Origin of the sequence: Microvirga sp. 2MCAF38 (assembly GCF_052115485.1) — a bacterium.
Lineage (GTDB): Bacteria > Pseudomonadota > Alphaproteobacteria > Rhizobiales > Beijerinckiaceae > Microvirga.
In genome coordinates this window covers 371,265-389,658 of record NZ_JBFRGU010000001.1, presented here as the reverse complement: position 1 = coordinate 389,658, position 18,394 = coordinate 371,265, and the positions used below count along the sequence as shown (strand labels likewise).

At 60.6% G+C, this 18,394-nt stretch carries 12 protein-coding genes; 10 read left to right on the top strand and 2 right to left on the bottom strand.

Annotation, left to right across the window (positions count from 1 at the left end):
- Positions 1-53 precede the first annotated feature (53 nt).
- From AB4072_RS01815 to AB4072_RS01800, 4 genes are all read left to right on the top strand, one after another.
- Positions 54-1,253 (top strand): trypsin-like peptidase domain-containing protein, encoded by a 1,200-nt coding sequence (locus AB4072_RS01815; RefSeq protein ID WP_441965193.1) that lies wholly within the window; start codon positions 54-56, stop codon positions 1,251-1,253.
- Positions 1,254-1,389: 136 nt separating this feature from the next.
- On the top strand, positions 1,390-2,097 hold the full coding sequence (locus AB4072_RS01810) for a winged helix-turn-helix domain-containing protein (protein ID WP_441965710.1): 708 nt from the start codon (positions 1,390-1,392) through the stop codon (positions 2,095-2,097).
- A gap of 30 nt (positions 2,098-2,127) precedes the next feature.
- The gene (locus tag AB4072_RS01805; RefSeq protein ID WP_441965192.1) at positions 2,128-3,516 is read left to right on the top strand and encodes an ATP-binding protein; all 1,389 of its coding nucleotides are present in this window, start codon (positions 2,128-2,130) and stop codon (positions 3,514-3,516) included.
- A 37-nt stretch (positions 3,517-3,553) separates the two neighbouring features.
- Positions 3,554-6,499 carry a bifunctional [glutamine synthetase] adenylyltransferase/[glutamine synthetase]-adenylyl-L-tyrosine phosphorylase gene (locus AB4072_RS01800; RefSeq protein WP_441965191.1) on the top strand — a complete coding sequence of 982 codons (2,946 nt, stop codon included), beginning with the start codon at positions 3,554-3,556 and terminating at the stop codon, positions 6,497-6,499.
- 50 nt (positions 6,500-6,549) lie between these two features.
- Here the strand turns inward: AB4072_RS01800 and AB4072_RS01795 are convergent, their stop codons facing one another.
- The gene (locus tag AB4072_RS01795; protein WP_441965190.1) at positions 6,550-8,874 is read right to left on the bottom strand and encodes a PAS domain-containing sensor histidine kinase; all 2,325 of its coding nucleotides are present in this window, start codon (positions 8,872-8,874) and stop codon (positions 6,550-6,552) included.
- Positions 8,875-9,081: 207 nt separating this feature from the next.
- Positions 9,082-11,718 carry an aminopeptidase N gene (gene pepN / locus AB4072_RS01790; protein ID WP_441965189.1) on the bottom strand — a complete coding sequence of 879 codons (2,637 nt, stop codon included), beginning with the start codon at positions 11,716-11,718 and terminating at the stop codon, positions 9,082-9,084.
- Between the two features lie 116 nt (positions 11,719-11,834).
- Here pepN and AB4072_RS01785 point away from each other — a divergent pair, with 116 nt between their 5' ends.
- The 6 genes from AB4072_RS01785 (at position 11,835) to AB4072_RS01760 (ending at position 18,247) form a co-directional block, all read left to right on the top strand.
- Complete coding sequence (locus tag AB4072_RS01785) at positions 11,835-12,200, top strand: VOC family protein (protein WP_441965188.1); 366 nt, start codon at positions 11,835-11,837, stop codon at positions 12,198-12,200.
- A gap of 95 nt (positions 12,201-12,295) precedes the next feature.
- Positions 12,296-12,739, top strand: a complete 444-nt coding sequence (locus AB4072_RS01780; protein ID WP_441965187.1) for a VOC family protein — start codon at positions 12,296-12,298, stop codon at positions 12,737-12,739.
- 242 nt (positions 12,740-12,981) lie between these two features.
- Positions 12,982-14,463: a xanthine dehydrogenase small subunit gene (gene xdhA / locus AB4072_RS01775; RefSeq protein WP_441965186.1), complete on the top strand. Its 1,482-nt coding sequence runs from the start codon at positions 12,982-12,984 to the stop codon at positions 14,461-14,463.
- Between the two features lie 5 nt (positions 14,464-14,468).
- Complete coding sequence (xdhB, locus tag AB4072_RS01770; protein ID WP_441965185.1) at positions 14,469-16,796, top strand: xanthine dehydrogenase molybdopterin binding subunit; 2,328 nt, start codon at positions 14,469-14,471, stop codon at positions 16,794-16,796.
- Positions 16,797-16,810: 14 nt separating this feature from the next.
- On the top strand, positions 16,811-17,719 hold the full coding sequence (gene xdhC / locus AB4072_RS01765) for a xanthine dehydrogenase accessory protein XdhC (RefSeq protein WP_441965184.1): 909 nt from the start codon (positions 16,811-16,813) through the stop codon (positions 17,717-17,719).
- Positions 17,720-17,761: 42 nt separating this feature from the next.
- Positions 17,762-18,247, top strand: a complete 486-nt coding sequence (locus tag AB4072_RS01760) for a nucleoside deaminase (RefSeq protein WP_441965183.1) — start codon at positions 17,762-17,764, stop codon at positions 18,245-18,247.
- Positions 18,248-18,394: the final 147 nt, after the last annotated feature.

The following is an 18,394-nucleotide window of genomic DNA, read 5'->3' as shown; positions in this document are numbered from 1 at the left end:
ACCCCATGTTCTCTCCAACACAGATCCCTGAAGGGTTTGTCGAGGAGATTCAAATGTTGAACAAGCTTTCTCAGCCCGTCCGTTCCCGCACCGCCAAATGGCTTGGCGCGGCGGCCGTTGCCGCCCTGATTGCAGGCGGCGCGGTTGAAAGCGGTCTTGTCGTTCCCAATCCGGCCCATGCCGAATTGCGCTCCATGTCGCAGCCGGTTCAAGCCGCCCCGTCCTTTGCCGAGGTCATCGACCGTGTGAAGCCGGCCGTGGTTTCCGTGAAGGTGAAAGTGCAGACCGTGGCCGATCGTGGTGACGAGGATAGCCAGCAATTCTCTATGCCTGATTTCCCTCCGGGCTCGCCCATGGACCGCCTCTTCCGCCAGTTTCGTGACGGTCAGCAACCCGGAGCTCGCCAAAAGCCGCGCCAGTTCGGCCAAGCTCTTGGCTCGGGCTTCTTCATTTCGGCCGACGGCTATGTGGTGACGAACAATCACGTCGTCGAAAACGGTTCGGATGTGCAGATCACCATGGACGATGGCAAAGTGCTCGACGCCAAGGTCATCGGCACTGATCCAAAGACCGATCTGGCGCTCCTGAAGGTTCAGGGTGGCGGCAACGACTTCCCCTATGTGCGTCTCGCCCCGCAGAAGGCTCGTATCGGCGATTGGGTTCTTGCTGTCGGCAACCCCTTCGGTCTTGGTGGAACGGTGACGGCCGGTATCGTTTCGGCTCAGCACCGCGATATCGGGCAGGGCCCCTATGACGACTTCATCCAGATCGATGCACCCGTGAACAAGGGCAATTCCGGTGGTCCGACCTTCAACCTCGCGGGTGAGGTTGTCGGTGTGAACACCGCGATCTTCTCGCCCTCCGGCGGCAGCGTCGGCATCGCCTTCGCCATCCCGGCGAGCACGGTCGACCAAGTCGTGACGTCGCTCAAGGACGGCGGAAGCGTCACCCGTGGCTTCATCGGTGTGCAGATGCAGCCGGTGACGAAGGAAATCGCTGAGGCTATCGGCCTGAAGGAGCCTAAGGGCGCCCTTGTCGCCGAGGCCTTGAAGGACAGCCCCGCCGCAAAGGCCGGTGTCCGGACGGGCGATACCATCATTGCCGTGAATGGCGAGCCTATCGGTGAGGCCAAGGATCTTTCGCGGAAGGTCGCCCAGGTCGCGCCGGGCAAGACCCTCTCGCTGACGCTCTATCGCGAAGGCAAGGAGCGCACGGTCACAGTCGAGGTCGGCACCCAACCCAAGGGCACCTAAAACCTCAGGCTCAAGTCAGGACGCCGGGCTTTGATTGCCCCCTCATATGAACCTGGCGTCTCTTGCCCGCGGCAGGTCGGTCATCCCCTCCAAGACCGGCCTGCCGTTGGCGTTAAAATGAGCTACACTGATGGCCATGCGGATTCTCATCATCGAGGACGATCGCGAAGCGGCGTCCTATCTCGTGAAGGCCTTCAAGGAAGCCGGTCATGTGGCGGACCACGCCGCTGACGGTCTCGACGGCTATGCCATGGCTGAATCCGGCGACTATGACGTGCTCGTGGTCGACCGCATGTTGCCGAAGCTGGATGGCCTTTCCCTCATCAGATCGCTACGCGAACAGAAGATCGAAACGCCGGTTCTCATTCTCTCGGCGCTCGGCCAGGTGGACGATCGCGTGAAGGGCCTGCGTGCAGGCGGCGATGACTATCTCCCCAAACCCTATGCCTTTTCCGAGCTTCTCGCGCGGGTCGAGGTTCTCTCGCGGCGGCGAGCCGCGACGCCGAGTTCGGAGCCGACGGTTTACCACGTTGGCGATCTCGAACTCGACAGGCTCTCTCACCGCGTTGCGCGCTCAGGCCAGGAGATCCTGCTTCAGCCCCGCGAATTCCGATTGCTCGAATATCTCATGAAGAATGCCGGGCAGGTCGTCACACGCACCATGCTGCTCGAACACGTGTGGGATTATCATTTCGATCCGCAGACCAATGTGATCGACGTTCACGTCTCCCGTCTGCGGGCCAAGGTGGACAAAGGATTTGACGGGCCTCTCATTCACACCATCCGCGGCGCAGGTTACATGGTACGCGTCGGTGGCGAGGGAATGAAAGACGATGTCGCGTAACATGGGTCGGGAAGCGGGCAGGGGCCACGCATGACGGCGCTTGGCAAGCTCTTCCGGACGACAGCCTTCAAACTCTCTTTTGCGTATCTCGTGATCTTCACGATTTTTGCGTTTGTGGCTCTGGCCTATGTGGCCTGGAACGCGCAGCGCGTGCTCGATGACCAGTTCGTTTCAACGATCCAGGCGGAAATCAGCGGCCTTTCCGAGCAATACCGGGTTGGCGGTCTGCGTCGCCTCGTCAATGTCGTCGACCGGCGCTCACGCACTCCGGGCGCGTCGTTGTATCTCGTGACGACGGAAGCGGGCGAGCGTGTCGCCGGAAATATCGGCGCGCTTCCCCCGGGCGTCATCGACCAGCCAGGACAATTCGAAACCGACTACGCCCGAACAGACGAGACTAACGCTACTCCCGGCCACGCCATCGTTCGCGTCTATCTGCTGCCCGGAGGGTTTCGCCTCGTTGTTGGTCGCGATGTGGAGGAGCGGGCGCGGCTCCGTGATGCGATCCAGCGCGCTTTCGGCTATTCCTTGATCCTCATCACCGTTCTCGGCTGTGCAGGCGGGTGGTTCATCACCAAGCGCGTTCTAAAACGCGTCGATGACATGACCGAGACGACGCGGGTCATCATGGCGGGCGATCTCGACGGACGGTTGCGGATCGAGGGGACCGGTGACGAGCTCGACCGGCTTGCCCAGAATCTCAACGCCATGCTCGACCGCATCGGCGAACTTATGAAGGGCATACAGGAAGTCTCCGACAACATCGCCCACGATCTCAAAACCCCGCTGACCCGCCTCCGCAACAAGGCTGACGAAGCGCTCAGAACCGCAAAGACGCCCGACGAGCTGCGTGCGGCGCTCGATGCCAATATCGAGGAAAGCGACAACCTCATCCGCATTTTCAACGCGCTCCTGATAATCGCCCGACTGGAAGCAGGAAACGCCCGCGAGGCCTTATCCGATTTCGATGCGAGTGGCGTCGTTGCTGATGTTGCTGAGCTCTATGAAGCTCTGGCCGAGGAGGCGCATACCCCCTTGGAAGTCTCTATCGAGGAGGGCCTGACCGTTCATGGCAATCGCGAGCTCCTCGGACAGGCGGTCGCCAACCTTCTCGATAATGCGCTGAAATATGGGGCCGGGGCTAATGCGTCGATCAAGGTCACGGCCTCCAGGCAGACGGATCGGGTCGTCATTGTGGTCGCAGATCGCGGGCCGGGGATCCCGGAAGCTGAGCGTGACAGAGTGCTGGAGCGCTTCGTTCGCCTTGAAAATTCGCGTTCCAGTCCGGGCTTTGGTCTCGGATTGAGTTTAGTCTCCGCCGTTGCCCGCCTGCATGGCGGTGGTCTCAAGCTTGAGGATAACGCGCCCGGATTGAGAGCGGTACTCACCTTACCCTTGAAGGAGCACGCGACCTCATAGAAGAGTCGGTGAAACGGCATTCACGGACCCAGACACCATGTCGGATCAAAGCCTGCTCGACCGCCTGACAAAAGCCCCCCTCGTTTCCGATCAAAGGCGGGCCAAGGCCCGGTTGAAGGATCTTTTGGATCGGGCCAAGCGGGATGAGGGGGCTTCAGCCCTTCTCGGTCATTTGGGAGATGGGGCGCTCGTCGCGCTTCTTCTTGGCACCGCGGACAACTCGACGTTCCTCTGGCAGATCATCGTCGGCGATCCCGCACGTCTGGCGAAGCTTGTTCTGAAGGCCCCGGAGGAGAACCACGAGGCCATCATCGCCGATCAGGCCAATCTCTTCTGCCGCTATCGCGCCGGTGAACTCACCCGTGACGAGATTGTTCGGCAGTTCCGGCAGAACCGCAACGCCCATGCCCTTCTGGTCGCCCTCGCCGATCTCGGCGGGGTGTGGAGCGTCGAGCGCATCATTCTCTCTCTGTCCGAATTCGCCGACGCTTCAGTGCGCGGTGGCGCGAACATGGTGTTGACGGAAGCAGCGGAACTCGGACGCATCATCCTTCGCGACCCCGACGATCCGGGTGCCGGTTCCGGCTTCACCGTGCTGGCGCTTGGAAAGCACGGCGCGGGCGAGCTCAATTATTCAAGCGATATCGACCTCGTGGTTTTCTTCGATCCGCAGACCGCGCCGGTGCCCGAGAGCGCCGAGCCCCCCACGGTTTACGCGCGGATCGCGCAGCAGCTCGCCAAGCTCCTTCAGGAGCGCACGCCGGACGGCTTCGTGCATCGGGTCGATTATCGTCTGCGTCCCGATCCCGGCTCGACACCGACAGCGGTGTCTCTTCCGTCTGCATATGTCTATTACGAAACGGTCGGCCAGAATTGGGAGCGCGCGGCCCTCATCAAGGCGCGGCCGGTGGCTGGCGATCTGAGGCTCGGCGAAAACTTCCTGGCCGAATTGCGCCCGTTTATCTGGCGCAAGTATTTCGACTTTGCAGCGATCCAAGATGTGCACGCCATGAAGCGGCAGATCCACGCGGTGCGGGGGCATGACGAGATTGCGGTCGCAGGGCACGACATCAAGCTCGGACGCGGCGGCATTCGCGAAATCGAGTTCTTCGTGCAGACACAACAACTCGTCTTCGGCGGACGACGTCCTAGTCTTCGCGGCCGTCGCACGCTCGACATGCTGATCGCGCTTCATGATGAAGGCTGGATCACCGACAAGGCACGGGACGAACTCTCCGACGCCTATCGTTTCCTGCGCACCATCGAGCATCGCTTGCAGATGGTGGCGGACGAGCAGACGCAGCGGCTGCCCTCCGATGAGGAAGAACTAAAGCGCTTCGCGAAATTCTGCGGCTATCCCAATCTCAAGGCGTTCTCCAAGGCCCTGACCCGTCAGGCCAGCATCGTGCAGGGGCATTACGCGTTGTTGTTCGAGGAGGCCCCCGAACTCGCCTCCGATGTGGGCAATCTCGTCTTCACGGGCACGACTGACGATCCGGAGACGCTTGCGACCCTTCAGCGCCTTGGATTCCATGAACCCGAGAAGGCGGCGGAAACCGTGCGCGGCTGGCATTTCGGCCGCCGCTCGGCCATCACCAGCCAACGCGCGCGCGAAGTTCTGACCGAACTGACGCCCGTCCTACTCTCGGCGTTAGGCGGAACTCCCGATCCGGACGGCGCTCTCGCCGCGCTTGATCGCGCCTTCGGCCGCATGCCCGCGGCGGTGGAACTTCTCACCATCCTGCAATCGCATGAGCGCCTGCGCCTTCGTTTCGCGGATCTCTTGGGCACGGCGCCGCGCCTCGCCGACACGGTCGCGCAATCGCCTCATGTGCTCGATGCTCTGATCGACCCGGCTTTCGGTATAGCCTCGACCGACGAGGCTGCGATTGAAGAGCAGATCCGGCAGATCATTGGATCGCCGCGCGACTATGAGGAATTCCTTGACCGTTCGCGCGATGCCGCACGCCAGATGCGCTTCATCACCGGCGCGCGTCTTCTCTCCGATATCCTCTCTCCCGCGCAAGTCGGCGAGGCCTATGCCGCCATCGCGCAGGCGATTGTCCGCACTTCGTTCGAGCAAGTCCGAAAGACTTTCGAAGAGGAGCATGGCACCGTGCCGGGCGGACAGATCGTCATTCTCGGCCTCGGACGGCTCGGCACGCGTGAGCTTACAGCAGGCTCCGATCTCGATCTCGTCGTCATCTACGATTTCGATGAGCACCATCGCGAAAGCTCAGGGCCGAGGCCGCTCGATGCAGTGGTCTATTACACGCGCCTCACACAGCGCCTCGTGGCCGCGTTGACGGTGCCGACGCGGCGCGGATTGCTTTACGAAGTCGATCTGCGCCTTCGCCCGCAAGGCGGCAAAGGCCCGGTAGCGTCGCAATTTGTCGGCTTCGTGAATTACCAGAAGAGCGAAGCCGATTTGTGGGAGCACATGGCGCTCACCCGCGCCCGGGTGCTGGCCGGTGACGCTGCCTTCGCGACAAAGGTCGAAAGCGCGGTGCGCGACATCGTCGGAGCGAAGCGGGACAACAAGCGCGTTTCCAAAGACGTTCGCGATATGCGCGAACTGATCGCGCAGGAAAAGGGCGACGACGATCCGTGGGATCTCAAGCTCGCACGCGGCGGCCTCACCGATCTCGATTTTATCGCGCAGGCCCTCGTTCTCGCTCATGCGCACGCCCATCCGTCCTTGCTCACATTGGTGCCTGGGGCCGTTTTCGCGGAGGCCTCTCGACACGGTGTTCTCGGCAGCGCTGACGCACAAACCCTGATCGAAGCGCACCGCTTGTTCAGCGCCATCTTCCAGTGGCAGCGATTGACCATTGAAGGGCGTTTCGATGCGGCTGCGGTGAGGCCGGCGATCCTGAAGCGCCTTGCAGCCGTCGCCGGATCGCCTGACGCCAAGGTGCTGCTGACGAGTTTGAATGAGGCGCGGGAGCAGGTGCGAGACGTTTTCGCGCGGGTTATACGTTAGCTCAAACTACGATAGTACGGCTGGCGGCGAATGCGACTAAAGCCCGTTCTTCAAGCCGCCGCATCCGCCAATGCGATATCGGCGTTGGTCGCTTCTGTCAGTGGCAAGTGGACGAGCACGATGGTGCCGACACCTTCCTGGCTCTTGATGCGCAGCGAACCGCCGTGAAGCTCTGCGAGGGAACGTGCAATGGCAAGGCCCAGACCTGAGCCTTTGTAGCTCTTCGAGAATTCGGTCTCGACCTGCTCGAAGGGACGTCCGAGCTTTTGCAGCGCATAAGCCGGAATGCCGATGCCGTTGTCCTCGACATAAATATTGATGGCGTTGCCGGCCTGGCGGGTGCGGACCGTGATGCAGCCGCCGTCCTTGGTAAACTTCGTGGCGTTCTGCAGAAGATTGACCAGGATTTGATGAAGGCCGCGCTCGTCGGCTAGAACCGAGACGTCCTCCGGATCGACGTCGACTGTCATCGCCAGGTTTTTGGCCTTGATCTGCTCGCTCACCAGTTTGAGGGCGCGATGCACGGCGCCGTTCACTTCCACCTTCTGCTTCGTGAGGCTGGTACGTCCTGCCTCGATGCGCGACATGTCGAGAATGTCGTTGATCACTGAGAGGAGGTATTCGCCGCTCGAACGAATGTCCGTGCAGTATTCTTCATACTTATCCGAGCCGAGCGAACCGAAGATGCCGCTCTGCATCACTTCCGCGAAGCCGATAATGGCGTTGAGCGGCGTGCGCAGCTCGTGGCTCATGTTGGCCAGGAATTCGGACTTGGCGCGGTTCGCGCTTTCCGCCTGTGCCTTCTGATCGAGATAACGCTCGGCGAGGTCGGCCAGCTGGTGCGTCTGCGCTTCGAGCTTTTGGCGCGATTGCTTGAGATCGAGAACCGATGCGATCAATTCCTTCTCGGATTCGACGAGGCGATGCTCATGGCGCTTGAGCGCGGTGATGTCGGTGCCCACCGAGACTATGCCGCCGTCTTTCGTGCGGCGTTCGTTCATCTGCAGCCAGCGGCCATCGCCAAGGCGCGCTTCGAAGCTGCGCGCGCCCTCTTCTTGCTTACCTTGACGGAAGAATTGATGCTGAATTTCCGGAGGGCGGCCGAGGGCCATCACTTCGGCATAGGTCTTGCCTTCGAGATCGGCGTTTTCGGGCAGTTCGTGCAGTTTGTGGAACTTCGAATTGCAGAGAACCAGACGGTTATTCGCATCCCACAGCACGAAGGCTTCGGAGATTGTCTCGATCGCGTCGTGCAGACGCGCATCGGCGCGGGCGGTCTTTTCTTCAAGGCCACGCTGCTCCGTCACATCGACAGCGATACCGACCAGATGGCTCGTCTCATCATCAGGATCGTTCATCAGTTCGGCGCGCGCGCGTAGCCATACCCATTCGCTCTTGGCGCTACGGATGCGGAACTCATAGTCGAGAAGTGAGGTGCTGGCGGAAGCAAGCTGTTCGGCGAGCGAGTAGAGATCCTGATCCTCGGGGTGGATCATGGTATTCACTTCACCGAAGGACAGAAACTCGTCACGACGCTCGTAGCCGAGGAGATCGTACATCGAGTCCGACCAATAGATGCGCCCGCGTCCGATATCCCAATCCCACAAGCCGCAGCGTCCGCGGTTGAGTGCGGAGTCGATGCGATCACGCACTTTCTCGCAGATCTCGTCTGCGGAGCGCGCCCGGTTTGCCTGCATCACGTAAGCAAGGCCGATGCCGAGCAGGACCAGTGCGGTTGCACCGAGAAGAGAGATTTGCCCGAGCGTGCGTCCCCACCACCCAGAGAGAACACGCGGCAGCGGCTGCACAATGGCGATCTGGCCTGAAGGATGTAGCGCGCGGACCGTTGCGATGCCATCATTGCCGTCGGCGAGCTTGATGGTCATCACGCCAGCGCGGTCGGCGAAGAATGTGAGCGGCTGTGCGTCGCCAAGAAGATCCGTCAAAGAGGCGGGCATGATGCTGCCGGCGGGGTACACGGCCTGAACCGTGCCCACTTGGTCAGCCAGAAGCATCATACGGCTGCGCAGGAGAGCGGCCGGAGGCATGGCTTGCGCAAGATCGGCGAGTTGCACCGAGGCCTTGGTATCGTTGGCTGGCGCGGTCCGGCCGCTGAGTTTCGCAGCCGCGAGCGATGCAATCACATCGATGTCGTTGATCGCGTCGATAACGGTTTCTTCACGATTGTTGCGCACCTGAATCCAGGCGCTCGTGACGAGTGTCAGTATAAAGAGAACGAGCAGAGCCGGGACCGCTAGGCGGAGCCAGGACTCATACTGTTCAAGCCGGCGATAAACCGGGTTCGCGAAAGTTCGCGTTATGCCTAGAATCGTGCCCGCACGCGCGGGTACGCACGCGGTTGTCGCCCCCGCCATGCGAATCCCCCCTCGGAATCCATTTCGCCCTGTGATCGGAAGGACGTGCCGCATCTCTCCGAATCACTAACAATAGAATCGCGTGCGAGTGATTTGTCTAGCTATCCAAGGGCCTAGATTAACGAAAAATTTCTTAATTCTTCCGCCTCAAGCTCAGCGGAAGAATAGACCTCATAAATCCTTATTTTGTAAGGCTTTACGGCAGACTCAATCAAGCGTCCGCTGCACGATATCACTCGCATCGCGCGACAGATCAGGTTTTTCCCTGACGCGGAGTAGGGTGTTTTTCGCTCGCGCTTGTCGGGTGTTTTCCATCATGCGCCACGCGCTGAAGGCCGTGAGCAATCGGGCGGAGAGCTGAGGGTTCAGTTCATCGACGCGCAAAACGACATCGCCGAGTAGATCGTAACCCGCGCCGTCGGCGCGATTGAATTGCGACTGGTTCAGCATCGAGAAGCTGCCGACGAGCGCGCGTACCCGGTTGGGGTTGCTGAGAGAGAATGCACTGTGGTGCATGAGCTTTTTCACGCGCTCCAGCGTTTCCGGCTCGGGGATTGCCGCCTGCAGGGCGAACCACTTGTCGAGCACGAGAGGTTCGTCCCTGTAGCGTGATCCGAACGTTGCCAAGGCGTCTTCCCGCGCCTGGCCTGGAATGGTCGTCAGCACGCCTAAAGAAGCGAGCTGGTCGGTCATGTTGGTCGCCGTCTCGAATTGTTCGCGTGCAAGCATCTCGCCAAGCGCCGGATCCGCATCGGCGATCACACCGACGGCGGCATTGCGAAGTGCCCGCCGTCCGGCGCTTGCGGCATTGGGGCTGTACGCGCCGGGCGTGGCGAGCGAGCGATAGAGCTGCTGGAGCGGTGCCGCGCATTCCTTGCTGATACGCCGCCGCAGAGCTAGGCGCGCCGCGTGGATCGCATCAGGGTTGATATCGGAGCCGATTTCCTGGGCGATGTCACTTTCGCTAGGCAGAGACAGAACTAGCGCGGCAAAGGCCGGATCCCGCTCGCCATCGGACTCCACAAAGTCGCGCAGGGCAAGGGCCAGACGATCGAACTCCGTCTCACTGACCTGTTCGCCCTTCGACAGGCGCACGAGAATCCGCATGGCGACGCTCTGAGCAGCCTGCCAACGGTTGAACGCGTCGCTGTCATGCCGCAAGAGCGACAGCAGATCGTCGTCGGGGAGATCGAAGGAGACTTTGACGGGTGCCGAAAAACCACGGAAAAGCGACGGCACGGGGCGTGCTGTGACATTCGTGAAGGTCAGGCTGTCTTCTCTCCCGTCGAAGATGAAGACACCGTTTTCATCCACCCGATTGCACAAGGCATCAATGGGCTTTCCGTCTTCGGCAACGAGACCGAGTGCAACCGGGATGACCATAGGCTCCTTTTCCGTTTGTCCCGGCGTCTGCGGCGTTTCCTGCTTGAAGGAGAGCGTGCAGGTTTGGGCTTGAGCGTCATACTGGCTCTTGATCGTCACGCGAGGTGTGCCCGATTGCGCATACCAACGGGAGAAGTGAGACAGATCGCGGCCGGTGATTTCCGCGAAGGCGCCCAGAAAATTCTCAACCGTCGCCGCTGTCCCGTCGTAGCGCTCGAAATAGAGATCCATGCCGCGCCGGAAGTCGGCTTCGCCGATGATGGTCTTCAGCATGCGGATGATCTCGGCGCCTTTCTCATAGACGGTCGCCGTGTAGAAATTGTTGATCTCGCGATACTGGGTTGGGCGCACCGGATGGGCGAGAGGGCCTGCATCTTCCGAGAATTGCCGCGAGCGCAGCACCTTCACTTCCGAAATGCGGTGCACCGCACGCGAGCGCTCGTCCGACGAGAATTCCTGATCGCGGAAAACCGTCAACCCTTCCTTGAGGCACAATTGGAACCAGTCGCGACAGGTAACGCGATTGCCAGACCAGTTGTGGAAATACTCGTGCGCGATGATCGCTTCGATATTGGCGTAATCCACGTCCGTCGCCGTCTCGGAACTCGCGAGTACGTATTTATCGTTGAAGATGTTGAGACCCTTGTTCTCCATCGCGCCCATATTGAAATCGGACACGGCGACGATGTTGAACACGTCGAGATCGTATTCGCGCCCGAAGACGCGCTCGTCCCAGCGCATCGAGCGTTCGAGTGCATCGAGCGCGTAATCGGCGCGGCTCTCCTTGCCTGGCTCCACATAGACGGCAAGATCGACCTTGCGCCCGCTCATCGTCGTGAAGCTCTTGCCCACCTTGCCGAGACGGCCACCGACGAGCGCGAAGAGATAGGACGGCTTGGGGTGCGGATCGTGCCACACCGCATAGTGCCGGTTCGTGCCCTCGATTGCGCCCCCCTCGACAGGATTTCCGTTGCCCAGCAAAATCGGAGCCTCATCGCGGTCTGCCTCAATCCGGGTGGTGTAGACGGCGAGGACGTCCGGCCGGTCGAGGAAATAGGTGATGCGCCGGAACCCGTCAGCCTCGCATTGCGTGCAGTAATTTCCGCTCGAACGGTAGAGCCCCATAAGCCTGGTATTGGCGGTTGGATCGATTTCAGTCTCGATTATGAGCGTGAAAGGCCGCTGCGGCGGGCGGTGCAGGGTCAGGAGTTGCGGAGAGGCCTCATAATCCCTGTCTGAGAGAGCGTGGCCATCGACAGAGACGGCCCTCAGATTCAGTTCGTCGCCATCGAGAACGAGCGGGTCACCGCCGATGCCGTTCGGATTGGGACGTAACGCCAGCGTTGCCGTGACCCGCGTTTGTGTCGGATGCAGGCGCACATCAAGCTCGACCCGGTCAATCAAGTAGGGGCTCGGCCGGTAATCCTCCAGACGGATGACGGGGGCGTTCTCGGGGCGCATGGGACGATTCTCTTTTTTTGGGCATCGCATCTTCCGATGCGTTTCAATTGTCCTAAGTCTCCCCGCTGATATGGACAAGTCCGCTCGACTTTACAGGATTTTTTGGAGGATAAGCGATGAACCCGGTGGTCTGGTTTGAAATTCCCGTCAAGAATCTCGACAAGGCGAAAGATTTTTACGAACAAGTCTTCGGATTCACCCTGAATTCTCAGGAAATGGGGCCGGCCAAGATGGCTTTCTTCCCCATGAAGGATGGGCCCGAGCCCGGCGCGGGCGGCTCCCTGATCGCAGCGGACGGGCAGACGCCGTCAAACAGCGGCACGCTCGTCTATTTCGAGGTTCCCGATATCGAGGGAACTTTGAAAAAGATCGACGAGAAAGGCGGCAAGACCGTCATGCCGAAAATGAGCATCGGCCAATACGGCTTCATCGGCCATTTCGAGGATTGCGAAGGTAACCGGGTCGGTCTGCACTCCATGTAGCGGCGCAAACTTCCGGTCCGTCCGTGTCTCGCGGGGGATTGCCTTTTCCGGCAATCTCCGGCTAGCCCTTGCGCGGATCAATAATGGAGAGTCTCTTGCATTACCTGCACACGATGGTTCGCGTTTCGAACATTGAGCAATCTCTCGACTTTTTCTGCAACAAGCTCGGCATGGTGGAAACCCGCCGGATCGAGAATGAAAAGGGTCGTTTTACTCTCGTTTTCCTGGCTGCCGATGAGGACGCGGCGCGGGCAGCGGATGGCACGCGTGTTCCTTTGCTGGAACTCACCCATAACTGGGATGAGCACGAATATACGGGCGACCGTAACTTTGGACATCTCGCATACCGCGTCAAAGACATTTACGCGCTCTGCCAGAAGCTGATGGATGCGGGCATTACCATCAACCGGCCGCCACGTGACGGACATATGGCTTTCATCAAGACGCCGGACGATATTTCCATCGAATTGTTGCAGGAAGGTGAGTCGAAGCCACCGCAGGAACCGTGGGCTTCCATGCCGAATACGGGCACCTGGTAAAATTGGAAACTCTCTCATCACGCGAAAACGGCCCATTTGGGCCGTTTTTTATTTGCGACAGTCGCTATTGCGAAATCCCCGCACTCGGTCATTCTAGAACTTGATCATGTCTCTTTGAAACATGATCAAGTTCTAGATTCCCTATCGCCCGCATGATCCGGGCGAACAACCGGTTTCCACTTATTCTGGTCATGCTCTATCCTGCTGATCATAAGAACCGGATAGAACCGGTGGAGGAAGACGTGAGACGCGATGCGATCCGCTTTTTGCGGAGAGGACGACAGGTCGAACTGAAGGGCTTTGACCCACGAACGACACTTCTGGATTACTTGAGGCTGCAAGAGCGCAGCACCGGCACGAAAGAGGGCTGCGCGGAAGGCGATTGCGGCGCTTGCACGGTGGCGCTCGGGCGCGTCCGCGATGGCAAGCTCGTCTATGAGCCGGTGAACGCCTGCATCCTTCTGCTGGGGCAAATCGATGGGGCGGAGCTCGTCACCGTCGAGGATCTCGCCTCCGATGAGGCGCTTCATCCGGTTCAAGCCGCCATGGTGAAGAACCATGGATCGCAATGCGGTTTCTGTACGCCCGGAATCGTAATGAGCCTTTTCACGCTTTATCAGCACGGCCAGCGCCCGGTCAGTCGAGAGAGCGCCAACGATGCGCTCGCCGGCAATCTCTGCCGTTGCACGGGCTATCGGCCCATTCTCGACGCTGCGCTCGAAGTTTGCGCTGAAGGGCCTGCCGATTCCTTCGTCGCCACACAAAAAGAGCGTGTCGCTCAACTCTCCGCAATTGCCGACGACGAGGATATCTTTGTCGGAGACGAGCACCGCTTCTTCGCCGCGCCTGCGAGTGAGGCATCTCTTGCGGTGCTTTATGCTCGACACCCGGATGCGACGCTTGTCGCCGGCTCGACCGATGTGGGGTTGTGGATCACCAAGGCGATGGCCGATCTGCAAAATGTCATCTGGCTTGGCCGCGTCGTGGACCTCGACCGGCTGACGGTCGATGCGGAGCGGGTTTCCATCGGCGCTACGGTGACACACGCGCGGGCTTTTTCCGCTCTAGCCAACATTGATCCAGATCTCGGCGAAGTCATGCGCCGTTTCGGATCGGCACAGGTTCGTGCTTCGGGAACTGTCGGCGGCAACATCGCCAATGGCTCGCCCATTGGCGATCTCCCCCCGGCCCTGATCGCGCTCGGCGCGACGCTTGAATTGCGCAAGGGCGATACGACGCGCACGCTCCCGCTGGAAGATTTCTTCATCGCCTATCGTCGGCAGGATCGCACGGAAGGGGAGTTTGTGCGCGGCGTGAGCATTCCGACCTTGAAACTTGACGAGGCGTTTCGAGCCTACAAGGTGTCCAAGCGGTTGGATGAGGACATTTCCGCCGTGATGGGCGCGTTCAAGTTCACGCTCGATGGGCGGACCATCGTCGACGCGCGCATCGCCTTCGGCGGCATGGCGGGGATACCGAAGCGCGCGACGTTGACGGAGAAAGCCTTGATCGGTGCCTCGCTCGACGCAGCGTCCTCCTGGGAGGCGGGCTTTGCCGCGATGGCGCAGGATTATCAGCCGATGGACGATCACCGCGCCTCCGCAGCCTACCGCTCGACGGTCGCGCGCAATCTGCTGCTCAAGGCACTGAGCGAAATCGCCCATGGTCGGACGGACGCGACACGTCTCGTCGGCCAGCGCGAGACGTTGCAGGCGGCGGAATGATGGTCATGAACGCACCCGTGAAATCCTCCGAGGCTGAAAGCCTCCGCCATGTTCGCCAATCTTTGCCGCATGATTCTGCCTCGAAGCACGTTCAAGGCACCGCTCAATACATCGACGATATTCGCGAGCCGGAAGGAACGCTTCACATCGCACTCGGCCAATCGCCGAAGGCGCGCGGGCGTATCGTTTCTCTCGATCTCTCGGCGGTTCGTTCTGTCCCCGGCGTCGTCGCTGTGCTGACGACCAAGGACATTCCAGGCAAGAACGACATCGCGCCCACCCTCGCCGACGATCCTCTTTTTGCAGACATCGAAGTCAGTTTCGTCGGGCAGGCTCTCTTTGCCGTCGTCGCGACGGAACGCGATATCGCGCGCCGCGCCGCGAAGCTCGCGCGTGTCGAGATCGCAGAAGAGCGTCCGAGCATCACGGTCGAAGACGCGCTTGAACGCGACGAGACCGTTCTTCCCGATTACGCTTTCGGACGCGGCGATGCGAAGGCCGCTATCACGCAAGCCCCGCAACAACTCGCCGGACAATTCCGCATCGGCGGTCAGGAGCACTTCTACCTCGAAGGCCAAATCGCCATGGCGTTGCCGGGAGAGGACGGCGATATCTTCGTCTACTCCTCCACGCAGCATCCGACAGAAGTGCAGCACGTGGTGTCGCGTGTGCTCGGCATTCCCGATGCCTATGTCACCTGTGAGACGCGCCGCATGGGCGGCGGTTTCGGCGGCAAGGAAAGTCAGGCGACGCAATGGGCCGTCACCGCAGCGCTCGCCGCCCGCGTCACAGGCAGGCCGTGCAAATTACGCCTCGACCGCGATGACGATTTCGTTCTCACCGGCAAACGTCACGATTTCCGCAGTGACTGGTCTGTCGGCTTCGATGGCGAAGGCCGCATCCACGGCTATGCGGTCGATCATCTCGCACGTTGCGGCTATTCGGCGGATCTCTCCGGCGGCGTGGTGGATCGCACCATGTTCCATTCCGACAACGCCTATTGGCTACCGGTGGTGCATGTGGGTTCGCGCCGATTGAAGACAAACACCGTCTCGAACACCGCCTTTCGCGGCTTCGGCGGGCCGCAAGGGATGCTCGTCATCGAGCAGGTGATGGATCGCATCGCCTGGGCGACAGGGCGCGATCCGCTCGATGTACGCTACGCCAATTTCTATTCGCCCAATCACAATCTCACGCCGTTCGGCATGGAGGTGGAGGAGACGGATACGCTCATCGATCTGGTACGGATGCTCGAGCGCACGAGTGACTATCGCGCGCGTCGCCAGGACATCGCCGCGTTCAATGCGAGATCGCCGATCCTGAAACGCGGCATTGCGCTGACGCCGGTGAAGTTCGGCATCAGTTTCACGCTGACCCAGCTCAATCAGGCGGGCGCGCTCGTGCATGTCTATCAGGATGGTTCGGTGCATCTGAACCACGGCGGTACCGAGATGGGGCAGGGGCTCTACATCAAGATCGCGCAGGTGGTGGCCGAAGAATTCGGCATCGCCATGGATCGCGTGCGCATTACCGCGACGACAACGGCAAAGATTCCGAACACGTCGCCTACGGCGGCTTCGGCCGGATCGGACCTCAACGGTATGGCCGCGCGCATCGCCGCCGCTGCGATCAAGACGCGCATGACGGCGTTCGCGGCGCAGACCTATGGTGTGTCGGAAGATCAGGTGGAGTTTCGCGACGACCGGGTCTTCATCGGCAACGACAGTCTGTCGTTTCCCGAAATGGCGAAGAAGTGCGTGGCTGGCCGCGTCGCTTTGTCGGAGGCAGGGCACTACAAAACGCCCAAGATTCACTGGGACCGCGAGAAGGCGCAAGGCCGCCCGTTCTTCTATTTCGCCTATGGCGCGGCCTGTGCGGAGGTTATCGTCGATACGTTGACGGGCGAGAACCGGGTAACGCGAGTCGATATTCTCAACGATGCCGGCAAGTCGCTGAACCCGGCCATCGATATCGGCCAGATCGAAGGCGGCTTCGTGCAGGGCATGGGCTGGCTGACGACGGAGGAGCTTGTCTTCGACAAGGAGGGGCGTTTGCTGACGCACGCTCCGTCCACCTACAAGATTCCGGTAGCCTCCGACGTGCCGGAGGATTTCCGTGTGGCGCTTTTCCCGAATGCGAACCGGGAGGAGACCATCTATCGCTCCAAGGCGGTGGGTGAGCCGCCGGTGATGCTGGCGAACAGCGTCTTCTGCGCGCTGACGGATGCGGTGCATGCGCTCGATCCGTCAAAGCCCGTGCCGCTCCACGCTCCCGCCACACCCGAGGCTATTTTGAGAGCTTGCGAAGCTGTTCGTGGGAGGCCGATGGCGTGAAGGTGTGGCAACGCTTGACGGAGATTGTCGCCGAATCCGGTTCAGCGGCGCTTGTCAGCGTGCACGAAGCGAAAGGGTCGACGCCGCGAGAGGTTGGCGCACGCATGATCGTGCGCGCCGACGGCGCGTTTTCCGGCAGCGTCGGCGGCGGCCATCTCGAATGGCGCATGATGGCGATTGCGCAGGACATGCTGGCTCAGGGCAATCCCGTCGCGCGAACCGTCGATCAGGCTTTGGGGCCTGCTCTCGGCCAATGTTGCGGCGGCATGGTCAAAATGCTGATCGAGATTTTCGCCCGCGACGATCTGCAGACGCTGCAGACTTTGAGCGCCGCGGAACAAGCGGGTGTCTTCGAGGTCGAATGTCGTTTCGCGCAAGAACGGGTGGTCCGCCAAATCGTGCCGAAAACCGGCGTATCGCTCGAAGGAGTTTGGCGCGAGACTCATGGCGAGGCGCGCATTCCTCTTTTGTTGTTTGGTGCAGGCCACGTGGCGCGCGCGCTCGTGCTGGCGCTGGCGCCGCTTCCTTTCGCGGTCCGGTGGATCGACAATCGCGAGGGCGCGTTCCCAACCCATATCCCGGCCAATGTCACGGCCGTCATATCTCCCGACCCGACCGTCGAGATTGATGCTGCCACCGATGCCGCCTTCATTCTCGTGATGACACACGATCACGCGCTCGATCTCGACATCACGGCGGCGGCCCTGCGGCGCTCGTTCCCTTATGTCGGCTTGATCGGCAGCGAGACGAAACGCGCCCGCTTCGAGCGCCATTTTCGCGATATCGCCATTCCGCAAGAGCGCATCGGAGAACTTGTCTGTCCCGTGGGTATTTCGGGGGTTCACGGCAAGGAACCGGCCACCATCGCTGCCTCCATCACAGCCCAACTCCTTCAGGTGGCCGAGCGTGTGGGCGCTTTATGACTCCTCTCGCCTCTTTCGCGGCCAGAGGGTATGAGTGGGGCCATGAGCAACATCGATACAAATGACCAGATCTACATGGCGCGTGCCGTCGAGCTGTCGCGCCTGCATATGGAAGAAGGTGCGGGCGGGCCTTTCGGCGCGGTGATCGTGCGAGACGGCAAGGTGATCGGCGAGGGGTGGAACGAGGTCACCTCTTCCAATGACCCGACCGCGCATGCTGAAGTCGTCGCCATTCGAAAGGCCTGTAAGGACATCGGCGATTTCTCCCTGGAAGGTGCGACACTTTACGCCAGCTGCGAGCCATGCCCCATGTGCCTCGCCTCGGCCTATTGGGCGCGCATTTCCCGCATTGTCTTCGCCAATTCCCGCGAAGAGGCCGCCGCCATCGGCTTCGACGATAAGCTGATCTATGACGAGATCTCGAAATCCCTCGCAGAGCGAGCCATCCCGACACAGCATACGCCCAACAAGGACGCCAAGGCCGTCTTCGCCGCCTGGATGGCCAAGGCCGACAAGGTAGAATATTAGAGCATGATCAGAACAAGTGGGAACCGGTTGTTCGCCCGGATCATGCGACATCAAAGCATGATCAGAACAAGTGGGAACCGGTTGTTCGCCCGGATCATGCGACATCAAAGAATCTAGAGCCTGCTTATCCTCCGCATCCGAACCTTT

What these genes read in the sequence shown, in the direction of transcription:
- AB4072_RS01815 (WP_441965193.1), top strand. Translation starts at nt 54, where the DNA reads ATGTTGAACAAGCTTTCTCAGCCCGTCCGTTCCCGCACCGCCAAATGG.
- AB4072_RS01810 (WP_441965710.1), top strand. Translation starts at nt 1,390, where the DNA reads ATGCGGATTCTCATCATCGAGGACGATCGCGAAGCGGCGTCCTATCTC.
- AB4072_RS01805 (WP_441965192.1), top strand. Translation starts at nt 2,128, where the DNA reads ATGACGGCGCTTGGCAAGCTCTTCCGGACGACAGCCTTCAAACTCTCT.
- AB4072_RS01800 (WP_441965191.1), top strand. Translation starts at nt 3,554, where the DNA reads ATGTCGGATCAAAGCCTGCTCGACCGCCTGACAAAAGCCCCCCTCGTT.
- AB4072_RS01795 (WP_441965190.1), bottom strand. Translation starts at nt 8,874, where the DNA reads ATGGCGGGGGCGACAACCGCGTGCGTACCCGCGCGTGCGGGCACGATT.
- pepN (WP_441965189.1), bottom strand. Translation starts at nt 11,718, where the DNA reads ATGCGCCCCGAGAACGCCCCCGTCATCCGTCTGGAGGATTACCGGCCG.
- AB4072_RS01785 (WP_441965188.1), top strand. Translation starts at nt 11,835, where the DNA reads ATGAACCCGGTGGTCTGGTTTGAAATTCCCGTCAAGAATCTCGACAAG.
- xdhB (WP_441965185.1), top strand. Translation starts at nt 14,469, where the DNA reads ATGAACGCACCCGTGAAATCCTCCGAGGCTGAAAGCCTCCGCCATGTT.
- AB4072_RS01760 (WP_441965183.1), top strand. Translation starts at nt 17,762, where the DNA reads ATGAGCAACATCGATACAAATGACCAGATCTACATGGCGCGTGCCGTC.